The organism is Caenispirillum bisanense (assembly GCF_039523075.1).
GTDB lineage: Bacteria > Pseudomonadota > Alphaproteobacteria > Rhodospirillales > Rhodospirillaceae > Caenispirillum > Caenispirillum bisanense.
On the sequence record NZ_BAAAEP010000087.1, the window covers coordinates 1 to 10,649 of the forward strand.

11 protein-coding genes are annotated in these 10,649 nt (G+C 69.2%); 6 read left to right on the forward strand and 5 right to left on the reverse strand.

Annotated features, from left to right (window positions below):
* The 4 genes from ABD056_RS21900 to ABD056_RS21915 all read left to right on the forward strand — a co-directional run.
* Positions 1-2,339, forward strand: a 2,339-nt coding sequence (locus ABD056_RS21900) for a hybrid sensor histidine kinase/response regulator (protein ID WP_343870306.1), incomplete at its 5' end; no start/stop codon positions are given.
* A gap of 268 nt (positions 2,340-2,607) precedes the next feature.
* On the forward strand, positions 2,608-2,982 hold the full coding sequence (locus tag ABD056_RS21905) for a response regulator (protein ID WP_343870308.1): 375 nt from the start codon (positions 2,608-2,610) through the stop codon (positions 2,980-2,982).
* A gap of 98 nt (positions 2,983-3,080) precedes the next feature.
* Positions 3,081-4,214, forward strand: coding sequence for a protein-glutamate methylesterase/protein-glutamine glutaminase (locus ABD056_RS21910; RefSeq protein ID WP_343870310.1), 1,134 nt, complete (start codon positions 3,081-3,083; stop codon positions 4,212-4,214).
* A 1-nt stretch (position 4,215) separates the two neighbouring features.
* The gene (locus tag ABD056_RS21915) at positions 4,216-5,067 is read left to right on the forward strand and encodes a CheR family methyltransferase (RefSeq protein ID WP_343870312.1); all 852 of its coding nucleotides are present in this window, start codon (positions 4,216-4,218) and stop codon (positions 5,065-5,067) included.
* Positions 5,068-5,179: 112 nt separating this feature from the next.
* Here ABD056_RS21915 and ABD056_RS21920 read toward each other — a convergent pair whose 3' ends face one another.
* Entirely contained in the window at positions 5,180-5,677 is a 498-nt protein-coding gene (locus tag ABD056_RS21920; protein WP_343870314.1) for a fasciclin domain-containing protein, read from the reverse strand.
* Positions 5,678-5,904: 227 nt separating this feature from the next.
* Positions 5,905-6,657 carry a response regulator transcription factor CtrA gene (ctrA, locus tag ABD056_RS21925; protein ID WP_343870316.1) on the reverse strand — a complete coding sequence of 251 codons (753 nt, stop codon included), beginning with the start codon at positions 6,655-6,657 and terminating at the stop codon, positions 5,905-5,907.
* Between the two features lie 208 nt (positions 6,658-6,865).
* Here ctrA and fliI point away from each other — a divergent pair, with 208 nt between their 5' ends.
* The gene (gene fliI / locus ABD056_RS21930) at positions 6,866-8,230 is read left to right on the forward strand and encodes a flagellar protein export ATPase FliI (RefSeq protein WP_343870318.1); all 1,365 of its coding nucleotides are present in this window, start codon (positions 6,866-6,868) and stop codon (positions 8,228-8,230) included.
* A 16-nt stretch (positions 8,231-8,246) separates the two neighbouring features.
* Complete coding sequence (locus tag ABD056_RS21935; protein ID WP_343870319.1) at positions 8,247-8,687, forward strand: flagellar export protein FliJ; 441 nt, start codon at positions 8,247-8,249, stop codon at positions 8,685-8,687.
* A gap of 19 nt (positions 8,688-8,706) precedes the next feature.
* On the opposite strand, the gene ABD056_RS21940 is transcribed toward ABD056_RS21935, so the two are convergent.
* The 3 genes from ABD056_RS21940 to ABD056_RS21950 form a co-directional block, all read right to left on the reverse strand.
* Positions 8,707-9,960: a DnaJ domain-containing protein gene (locus ABD056_RS21940; RefSeq protein ID WP_343870321.1), complete on the reverse strand. Its 1,254-nt coding sequence runs from the start codon at positions 9,958-9,960 to the stop codon at positions 8,707-8,709.
* Positions 9,961-9,973: 13 nt separating this feature from the next.
* On the reverse strand, positions 9,974-10,360 hold the full coding sequence (locus ABD056_RS21945) for a hypothetical protein (RefSeq protein WP_343870322.1): 387 nt from the start codon (positions 10,358-10,360) through the stop codon (positions 9,974-9,976).
* Positions 10,290-10,649 (reverse strand): hypothetical protein (locus ABD056_RS21950; protein WP_343870323.1); only part of this gene is annotated, 360 nt, incomplete at its 5' end. The genes ABD056_RS21950 and ABD056_RS21945, both read right to left, overlap by 71 nt.

Consider the following 10,649-nt stretch of genomic DNA (forward strand, 5'->3'; position numbering starts at 1 on the left):
CCGCGGAGATGGAGCGCGAGCCCGCCAAGGCCGCCGCCACCGCGCCGGCCGCCGCCCAGGCGCCGGTGCCGGCCGCGGCGCCGCAGCCGCCGGCTCCCGTCGCCAAGACGCCCGCCAAGGCCGAGGCCCCCGCCGCGGCGGGCGGCGGTGCCGCCGGCGGCGACAAGAAGCCGGCGGAAAGCTCCGTCGCCTCGCAGTCCATCCGCGTCAACGTGGAGCTGCTTGAAAACCTGATGACCCTGGTGTCGGAGCTGGTGCTGACCCGCAACCAGCTGCTGCAGATGGTGCGCGGCCGCGACGACAGCGAATTCGCCGCGCCGCTGCAGCGCCTCAGCCACATCACCACCGACCTGCAGGAAGGCGTCATGAAGACGCGCATGCAGCCCATCGGCAACGCCTGGGCCAAGCTGCCGCGCATCGTGCGCGACCTGTCGGTGGAAATGGGCAAGAAGATCGACCTGCAGATGTTCGGCGCCGAGACCGAACTCGACCGCCAGGTGCTGGAACTGATCAAGGACCCGCTCACCCACATGGTCCGCAACTCCGCCGACCACGGGCTGGAGGACGCCGAGGGCCGCCTGGCCGCCGGCAAGCCGGAAGTGGGCATCGTGAAGCTGAACGCCTATCACGAAGGCGGTCACATCATCATCGAGATCTCCGACGACGGCCGCGGCCTGAACCTGCAGAAGATCCGCGAGAAGGCGATCATGAACGGCCTCGCCTCGGAGGCGGAGCTGGACAACATGTCCGACCAGCAGATCGCCCAGTTCATCTTCAAGGCCGGCCTGTCCACCGCCGAGAAGGTGACCAGCGTGTCCGGCCGCGGCGTCGGCATGGACGTGGTGCGCACCAACATCGAGAAGATCGGCGGCACCATCGAGCTGAAGACCCAGTGGGGCCGCGGCTCCACCTTCACCATCAAGATCCCGCTGACGCTGGCCATCGTATCGGCCCTGATCGTCGAATGCGCCGGCGAACGCTTCGCCATCCCGCAGATCAGCGTGCTTGAGCTGGTGCGCGTGACCAAGAACAGCGAAACCGGCATCGAGATGATCTCGAACGCCCCGGTGCTGCGCCTGCGCGACCGCCTGCTGCCGCTGGTCAGCCTCGCCAACCTGCTGAAGCTGCGCCGCACCTCGGTGCACGAGGAAGTGGAAGGGCTGATCTCCAACGACGACGGCGGCCCGGTCTCCGGCGGCCGCACCGGCAAGGCGCTGAAGGGCAACGGCTCCGCCGCCACGGTGGCGAGCACCGACGAGACGATGGAAACCTTCATCGTTGTCGCCCAGGTCGGCACCTATACCTTCGGCATCATCGTCGACCGCGTGTTCGACACCGAGGAAATCGTCGTCAAGCCGGTGGCCCCGATCCTGCGCCACATCAGCATGTTCTCGGGCAACACCATCCTGGGCGACGGCTCGGTGATCATGATCCTCGATCCCAACGGCATCGCGACCGCCACGGGCGAGATCACCATGGGCACCAACCAGGCGACCGACACCCAGTCGTCGCACGACACCCACTCCGACGAGAAGACCTCGCTGCTGGTGTTCCGCGCCGGCGGCAAGGACCTCAAGGCGGTGCCGCTGGCCCTGGTGGCGCGCCTGGAAGAGATCGACTGCTCGACCATCGAACACTCCTACGGCCGTCCGGTGGTGCAGTACCGCGGCCAGCTGATGCCGCTGGTGATGGTCAACGAGCGCTACGAGATGCCGAGCGAGGGCCGCCAGCCGGTGCTGGTGTTCTCCGACCGCGACCGCAGCATGGGCCTGGTGGTGGACGAGATCGTCGACATCGTCGAGGACCGCCTGAAGGTGGAACTGAAGGCCGACAAGGCCGGTGTCATCGGCACCGCCATCATCGGCGACAAGGCGACCGACGTCATCGACACCGGCTACTACCTCACCCAGGCCTTCGGCGACTGGTTCGGCAACCCCGACGAATCGGCCCCGACGCTGGAAAAGGGCAAGAAGCGGGTGCTGCTGGTCGATGACAGCCCGTTCTTCCGCAACCTGCTGACGCCGCTGCTGTCGGTGGCGGGCTACAACGTCACCGCCGTGGACAGCGCCGACCGGGCGCTCGCCATGCGCGACCAGGGGCTGGAGTTCGACGCCATCATCAGCGACATCGAGATGCCGGGCATGGACGGCTTCCACTTCGCCGCCTCCGTCCGCGCCGATGCCCGCTGGGGCAAGACGCCGCTGGTCGCCCTGTCGAGCCACGCCACCCAGCGCGACTTCGAACGCGGCCGTGAAGTGGGCTTCGATGACTACGTCACCAAGTTCGACCGCGACGCCCTGCTGGAGACGTTGAAGTCGACCCTGTCGGGCCGGGTGTGACCCCCGCTGCCGCCGGATGAGGATTCCGCCTGTCCACCCTCATCCGGCGGTTGCGAGATCCAGCAGATTTTCCTTATGATGCCTCCGGTTTTGCGGGCGGCGTGGGGGATGCCATCCGAAGCACGTGGAACCTGGACCGCGGGTGCGGCGGAGGACCGGGGCGTTCTCCTTGACGGGCCTGGGGTTGTAAGATTTAAGTCTCGACATCCGCCACCGTCCGGCGGCCCGCCGGGACCGTCCGCGACCATGCAGGGGTGAAAGTGCTGGCATGAAGTCTTGTCTGATCGTCGACGACTCCAAGGTCATTCGCATGGTTGCGAAGAAGATCCTGACGGAGCTGCAGTTCACCACGGCCGAGGCGGAAGATGGCCAGCAGGCGCTCGACTCCTGCAAGGCCAACATGCCCGATGCCGTCCTGCTCGACTGGAACATGCCGGTGATGAACGGCATCGATTTCCTGCGGGCCCTGCGCCAGCTGCCTGGCGGTGATCATCCGGTGGTGGTCTTCTGCACCACCGAGAACGACATCGAGCACATCCAGGAGGCCATCGAGGCCGGCGCCAACGAATACATCATGAAGCCGTTCGACAGCGAGATCCTGCAGGCGAAGTTCGCCCAGGTCGGCCTGTTCGAGCAGGACTGAACAACACGGTTTTTCGGGGGGGAGTTCTTCCATTGTCGTTCAGCCAGGGTGCCGGAACAGCGCGGTCGTCGGGTACGGGGTCAGAGCCTTACCGAGTCATGGTGGTGGACGATTCGGCCGTCGTGCGCGGGCTTGAAACCCGAATCCTGGAAAGCGACCCGGCCATTTCGGTGATCGCCTCCGTCGGCAACGGGCAGGCCGCCGTGCAGGCGCTTGACCGCCACGACGTCGAGGTGATCGTGCTCGACATCGAGATGCCGGTGATGGACGGCATCACCGCCCTGCCGCTGCTGCTGAAGAAGGCGCCGGGCGTGAAGATCGTCATGTCCTCGACGCTCACCCTGCGCAATGCCGAGATCAGCCTGAAGGCGCTGGAAGCCGGCGCCTCGGAATACGTCACCAAGCCGTCGTCGTCGCGCGAGCTGACCGGCGGGGCCGACTTCAAGCAGGAACTGATCGAGAAGGTGAAGGTGCTGGGCGCTGCCGCCCGCCGCGCCTCCGGCGGCGTCGCGCGCGTGGCGCCGCGCCCGGCCGCGCCTTCGTCGGCCGCCCCGCCGGCGGCCGCCGCCGCCGCCGCCGCGCCCGGCCGGGTTCCGTCGCTGCATCAGGCGGCGGCCCAGATCCAGCTGCGGCAGGCCGGCAACGAACGCCCCGACATCATCGCCATCGGCTCCTCCACCGGCGGCCCGCAGGCGCTGTTCACGGTGCTTGGCGGCATCAAGAAGCTGGGCGGGGTGACGCAGCCGATCCTCATCACCCAGCACATGCCGGCCACCTTCACCACCATCCTGGCCGAACACATCACCCGCCTGGCCGGCCTGCAGGCCAAGGAAGGGGAGAATGGAGAGGTGATCCAGCCCGGCCGTGTCTACATCGCCCCCGGCGACTGGCACATGCTGGTGGACACCCGCGGCACCGACCGCGTGCTGCGCCTGACCCAGGACGCGCCGGAAAACTTCTGCCGCCCGTCGGTCGACCCGATGTTCCGGTCCATCGCCAAGGTCTACGGTCGCCGCGTGCTCGCGGTGGTGCTGACCGGCATGGGGGCGGACGGGGCGCGCGGCGGCAAGGTCATCGCCGATGCCGGCGGCACGGTGATCGCCCAGGACGAGGCGACCAGCGTGGTGTGGGGCATGCCGGGCGCCACCGCCCAGGCCGGCGTGTGCAGCGCCGTTCTGCCGCTGCCCGACGTCGCACCCTACATTCACAAGTTCGCCAACAGGCGGGTGTGACATGAAGCCCGAAGACTTCGATTTCGTCGCGCAGATGCTGAAGACGCGGTCCGGCCTGGTCCTCACCAAGGACAAGTCGTACCTGCTGGAAAGCCGTCTGATGCCGGTGGCCCGCAAGCGCGGCTTCAAGGGCCTGGAAGACCTGGTGGCGCAGCTGCGCCGGCGCGACGAAGCGCTAGCCGGCGACGTGACCGAGGCGATGACGACCAACGAGTCGTTCTTCTTCCGCGACATGAAGCCGTTCGAACAGTTCCGCGACGTGGTGCTGCCGAACCTCATCAAAACCCGCGCGACGAAGAAAAGCTTCCGCGTCTGGTGCGCCGCCGCCTCGTCGGGGCAGGAGCCCTACTCGCTCGCCATCATCCTGAAGGAGGCCGCGGCCCGCCTGCAGGGCTGGCGCACCGAGATCGTCGGCACCGACATCAGCCGCGAGATCCTGCAGAAGGCGCGCGCCGGCCTCTATTCGCAGTTCGAGGTGCAGCGCGGCCTGCCGATCCAGCTCATGGTCAAGTACTTCAAGAAGAAGGACGACCAGTGGGAGATCGACCCGGCCCTGCGCGCCATGGTGCAGTACAAGGAATGGAACCTGCTGCACGACCTCAAGGCGCTCGGCCAGTTCGACGTCATCTTCTGCCGCAACGTGCTGATCTATTTCGACCAGCCGACCAAGTCCATGGTGCTCGACAACATGTCGAAGCTGCTGGCCGATGACGGCGTGCTCTACCTCGGCGGCGCCGAGACGGTGCTCGGCATTTCCGACAAGTTCAAGCCGATCCCCGGCCAGCGCGGCGTCTATGCCGTCAACAAGCCGGGCGCGGCGGCCAACGCCCCGTCCCTGGGCGTCGCCGGCTGAGGCCTGAAAAAAGACCCGCCGCGGGGGGCTCGCGGCGGGTCTGATGATGCGATCCGCATTCGGGGCGGAGGCCGCATCAGGCGGGGCGGCAGGGGATGGACCGCCCTTCGCCTCAACTTTCTCCAGACGGCAGTACGACCGCGTCGATGACGTGGATCACCCCGTTGTCGGCGGCGACATCGGCGGTGGTGACGCGGGCGCCGTTCACCGTCACGCCGTCGGCGGTCTTCTGCACGGTCAGCGACTGGCCGTTCACCGTTTCCACCGTCGTTTCACCCATGGCGATGTCGTCGGCCATGATGCGCCCCGCCACCACGTGGTAGGTGAGGATGCCGGTCAGCTGCTCCTTGGCCTCCGGCTTCAGCAGGTCGTCCAGGGTGCCGGCCGGCAGCGCGGCGAAGGCGTCGTCGGTGGGCGCGAAGACGGTGAACGGACCTTCGTCCTTCAGGGTCTCCACCAGATCGGCGGCGGTCACCGCCTTCACCAGCGTTTCGAAGTCCGGGTTGCCGGCGGCGGTGTCGACGATGTCGGCCGCCTTGGCGGGCAGGGCGGCGAACAGGGCGAGGGGGGCGGCGATCATGGCCGCGCGCAGGACGGTGCTCAGCGTCATGGTACGATCCTCATCTGGCCGGGTGCTCCGGCGGTGGGGGATGGGGCCCGGGTTTCGGTGTCGCGACGCACAAGCTTACGTGGGTGCGGCCGCCGGCGGATCACGCGGCGGCTGCACGGGCGGGCATCACATCGGCGTGAGAGGGCGGAAACGGAAACGGGGGAGGCCGAAGCCTCCCCCGTCGTCAGTCTGTGGTCGCTGCGGCCACGGCCGCCGCCGCGGTGCCGTCAGGCGCGCGCCCCGGCCTGGGGGCCGGCTTCGACGGCGGTGCCGGCGCCGTTGCCCCGCACCGTGCCGGCCGCCACCGCCGGCTCGCGCAGCACATAGCCGCGGCCCCACACGGTTTCGATGTAGTTCTCGCCGCCGGTGGCCTGGGTGAGCTTCTTGCGCAGCTTGCAGATGAAGACGTCGATGATCTTCAGTTCCGGCTCGTCGATGCCGCCGTACAGGTGGTTGAGGAACTGCTCCTTGGTCAGGGTGGAGCCCTTGCGCAGGGCCAGCAGTTCCAGGGTGCCGTATTCCTTGCCGGTCAGGTGCAGCGGCTCGCTGTCGACGGCGACGGTGCGGGCATCCAGGTTGACCTCCAGCCGGCCGACCTTGACCACCGACTGGGCGTGGCCCTTGGCGCGGCGCACGATGGCCTGGCAGCGGGCCACCAGTTCACCGGCATCGAACGGCTTGGTGAGGTAGTCGTCGGCGCCGGAGCCGAGGCCCTTGATCTTCTTCTCCGGCTCGGTCAGGCCGGAGAGGATGAGCACCGGGGTTTCCACCTGCGCCTGACGCAGCCGGCGAATGACCTCCAGCCCGTCCATGTCGGGCAGCATGAGGTCGAGGATGATGATGTCGTAGTCGTAGAGCTTGCCGATCTCCAGGCCGTCTTCGCCAAGGTCGGTGGCGTCCACCACCCACCCCTCGCGGCGCAGCATCAGCTCCACCGACTTCGCCGTATGAGGATCGTCTTCGACCAGCAGTACGCGCATGCGTCTTCGCCTACCTCGTTGGGGGAAGTCCAGATCAACGATAAAACTCCGGCGCAGCAGGTGCAATGGAGTCTTTACCGCGTGTTAATCGCAGGCCGGCATACTATCGGCCCTGCGCAGGCGAACCATCGTAGTGGGAAACGCCGGAAGGTACCCCCTCGGTTTCGCGGGTTCAGCCCCTTTTCTCGGCGTGCCGGAGTGATAACAGGTGACCGTCCACCTTCGCAACATCCTCACCGAGATCGAAAGGCTGCCCGATACTCGGATCTTTGGGAGAGTGGTGGCGGTGCAGGGCCTGCTGGTGGAAGTGGGCGGCATCCAGACCAGCGTGTCGGTGGGCGACCGCATCATCATCCACGCCCGCGACGGCCGCACCGTGCCGTGCGAGGTGGTGGGCTTCCGCGAAGGGCGTGCCCTGCTGCTGCCGTTCAGCAACCTGGGCGGCGTGGCGCTGGGCGCGCGGGCGGAGATCCAGGACGGCGAGCCCTCCGTCTACCCCACCACCGCCTGGCGCGGCCGGGTCATCAACGCCATGGGGGAGCCGGTGGACGGCCTCGGCCCGCTGCCCACCGGCGAGGCCGCCTATCCCATCCGCAACACCCCGCCGTCGGCCCACGGGCGCCAGCGGGTGGGCGGCAAGCTGGATGTGGGCATCCGCGCCATCAACACCTTCCTCACCTGCTGCCTCGGCCAGCGCATGGGCATCTTCGCCGGATCGGGCGTCGGCAAAAGCTCGGTGCTGTCCATGCTGGCGCGCTATTCCCAGGCCGACATCATCGTCTGCGGCCTGATCGGCGAGCGCGGCCGCGAAGCCCGCGAGTTCATCGAAGACGACCTGGGGCCGGAAGGCATGGCGCGATCGGTGGTGGTGGTCGCTACCTCCGATGAGGCGCCGCTGATGCGCCGGCAGGCGGCCTACATGACCCTGGCGGTGGCCGAATACTTCCGCGACCAGGGCCTCAACGTGTTGTGCCTGATGGATTCCGTGACGCGATTCGCCATGGCCCAGCGCGAGATCAGCCTGTCGGCGGGGGAGCCGCCGGCCTCCAAGGGCTATACCCCGACCGTCTTCGCCGAACTGCCCAAGCTGCTGGAACGCGCCGGCCCCGGCGGCCCCGGCCAGGGCAGCATCACCGGCCTGTTCACCGTGCTGGTGGAAGGCGACGACCACAACGAGCCCATCTCCGACGCCGTGCGCGGCATCCTCGACGGCCACATCGTGCTGGAACGCACCATCGCCGAGCGCGGCCGCTACCCCGCCATCAACATCCTGCGGTCGGTGTCGCGTACCATGCCGGGCTGCAACAGCGACGACGAGAACCAGCTGGTGCGGGTGGCCCGGCGGCTGCTCTCCACCTATGAAGACATGGCGGAACTGATCCGCCTCGGCGCCTACCGCAAGGGCACCAACCCGGAGGTGGACGAAGCCATCTTCTATTACCCGCTGATCGAACAGTTCCTCTCCCAGGGGAAGAAGGAACAGACGTCGCTGGAAGACGGCTACGGCATGCTGCTGGACATCCTCAACACCGCCCCCGGCGCCGCGCCCGGCGGGCCGGGTCCGCAGGGCTGAGGGCTAGGCGACCGTCATGGCCAAGGGGCTGCACGGCGTCATCCGCCTGCACAAGTGGACGGTGGACGAAAAGCGCCGCGCCCTCGGCCAGCTGCTGCAGCGGGAGGAGGAAATCCTGCGCTTCCAGCGGCTGCTGCAGGAGGAACTGCTGCGCGAACAGACCCTGGCGCGGCAGGACGTCACCCTCGCCATGGCCTTCGGCCAGTACCTGAAGCTCTACAGCCGCCGCCGCGACGCCCTCGCCCAGGCGCTGGTGGAGGTGCGTCAGCGCATCGATGCGGCGCGGCAGGATCTGGCCGAGGCCTTCCTCGACCTCAAGACCTACGAACTCACCCAGGCCAGCCGCGACCGCCAGGAAAAGCTGGAGCGCGACCGCAAGGAACAGGCCATGCTGGACGAGATCGGCCTCACCCTGCACCGCCGGCGCGAGCAGCAGCGCCGCGACGGCGGCTTCTGACGCCGGCCGGCGCCGGCGATTACTTGTCGGCGGAGGTGCGGCGGCGCAGCCCGTCCGCCGCGACGAAACCGGCCACCCCTTCCGCCGTCAGCACCCGTGCCCAGCGGCCATCCGGCGACAGCTCGTTGACCAGCACCGAGGCGCCCTTGTCCAGGGTGGCGCTGACGCGGTAGCCCATGCCCGGCCCGGTGCGCACCGCCAGATGCTCCACCGCAATGACATTGAGCCGCCCGACCTCCGGCCGCAGGGCTTCCGGCCGGCTGAGGGCGGCGTCGGGCGAGGCGGCGGGGGCGGCAGCGCCGGGAGCGCCGGGAGCGGTGGAGGGGGCGGCGGGGCGTGACGGCGCCGGGCTCAGCAGGCTGCCGAGCCCCGGTCCGGCCAGACTGGCGGCGACGATCACCACCGCCAGCGGCAGCAGCTGCACCGGCGCCGCCCATCCGGGGCTGCGCCAGCGGTCGCGCAGGCGGCGGCTGCCGCGCGGGATATGGCCGAGCAGGTGCTCCACCTCGCGCCGGTCGGCGGCATCGCGGATGAAGGCGTGGGCCTGTTCGGCGCAGCCGCGGGCGACCTCGGTCTCGTGGCGGGCCAGGAAGGCGCGCGCCTGGCTGATGAGCAGGGCGCAGTTGCGGTCGGCCGGCATTTCGCCGCCGCGCAGGTTGATCCACACGGCGCGCAGCGTCTCCAGCGGGCCGCGCGGGAAGGCCCACCAGCCGCCCAGCAGCGACGCATAGGTGGCGGCGACGGCGGTGACCTGGGCGCAGCGGCGGCAGAACACGCCCTCGATGGGGGTGACCACCGCCTGCCGCAGCCGCCCGCTCACCCGGCGGAAGATGATATGCCGCGGCTGCGCCGTCACCTTGCCGCAGCGGCCGCAGGGGCACACCGAGTCGCCGCCGGTCGCCTGGGCGGTGCGTCCGTGCGGCCGGGTGGCATGCGGACGGGGTGGAGGTTGGGGCGGCGGGGGAGGCGGCGGTGCCGTCCGCGCCTCTGCCTTGGGGGCGGCGGTACGGCTCTGGGCGCCGGCGGAGCGGTAGGCGGCCTGCACCCGCTCGGCCAGCCGGTCATAGGCGGCGCGGCGGCGCGGATCGTTCAGCACCTGGTAGGCCTCGCTCACCTTGGCGAAGGCCTCGGCGGCGTGGGCGGAGGGGTTGCGATCCGGGTGCAGTTCCTTGGCGCGGGTGCGGTAGGCCGCCTTGATGGCGGTCCCGTCGGCATCGGGCGCCACCCCGAGGATGCGGTAGAACCCCTTGGGGTCGGCGACGGCGCGGCTCATGGGGCGGGGTCCGTCACAGCGGGGCCAGCCGGGCGAGCAGGGCGGCATTGTCCCAGCGCGGCTGGCGCTCTTCCATCACCACCACATGCCGCACGCCCGCCGGCCCGGCAGCCGACAGGGTGACCCGCAGCCAGCGCGGCAGCAGCTCGTTCGCCATGTCGCCGAGCACCAGGGCGGCCCGCGCCTCCGGCCCGGCGGCCGGCAGCTCGGCCAGGTAGGGGGGAAGGCAGGCGGCGTCCAGCACTTGGGTGTCGGGCACGAAACGGATCTCGACTCCGCTGCCGTCGTGCAGGGAGGCCGTCAGGGTGACCATATAGTCGAGCGCCGGATCAGGGTTGGCCGCGAAGCGCAGCAGCGCCCGCCGCGGCGCCGGGTCCGGGGCGGATGCGGGCGCGCTCATGACCGCACCCTAGGCCGCCAGCCTTGAAGAACCGGTTAACGCCCGCGCGTGCGTAAGAGGGGCCGACCGCGCCGTCGCCAGGGCGCGCTTTTTTCGGTTGACGGCCGGCGCGCCGGGGACTAGATAAGCGGCCTCCGGCGGCGACGTCGGACAGCCGGAAAATCGTCAAGGTTTCGGCCACCGGGGCGGCAAGCCCGCACCGGTCCTGATGCGGTTTTTGCCCCCGGGCAAGGGTCGCGACGGTGACGAAAAAACCGGTTGACAGTTTGGGGTTGGTTGAGTAGAAACC

Coding starts and splice junctions, on each gene's coding strand:
- ABD056_RS21905 (WP_343870308.1), top strand. CDS start 2,608: ATGAAGTCTTGTCTGATCGTCGACGACTCCAAGGTCATTCGCATGGTT.
- ABD056_RS21910 (WP_343870310.1), top strand. CDS start 3,081: ATGGTGGTGGACGATTCGGCCGTCGTGCGCGGGCTTGAAACCCGAATC.
- ABD056_RS21915 (WP_343870312.1), top strand. CDS start 4,216: ATGAAGCCCGAAGACTTCGATTTCGTCGCGCAGATGCTGAAGACGCGG.
- ABD056_RS21920 (WP_343870314.1), bottom strand. CDS start 5,677: ATGACGCTGAGCACCGTCCTGCGCGCGGCCATGATCGCCGCCCCCCTC.
- ctrA (WP_343870316.1), bottom strand. CDS start 6,657: ATGCGCGTACTGCTGGTCGAAGACGATCCTCATACGGCGAAGTCGGTG.
- ABD056_RS21935 (WP_343870319.1), top strand. CDS start 8,247: ATGGCCAAGGGGCTGCACGGCGTCATCCGCCTGCACAAGTGGACGGTG.
- ABD056_RS21940 (WP_343870321.1), bottom strand. CDS start 9,960: ATGAGCCGCGCCGTCGCCGACCCCAAGGGGTTCTACCGCATCCTCGGG.
- ABD056_RS21945 (WP_343870322.1), bottom strand. CDS start 10,360: ATGAGCGCGCCCGCATCCGCCCCGGACCCGGCGCCGCGGCGGGCGCTG.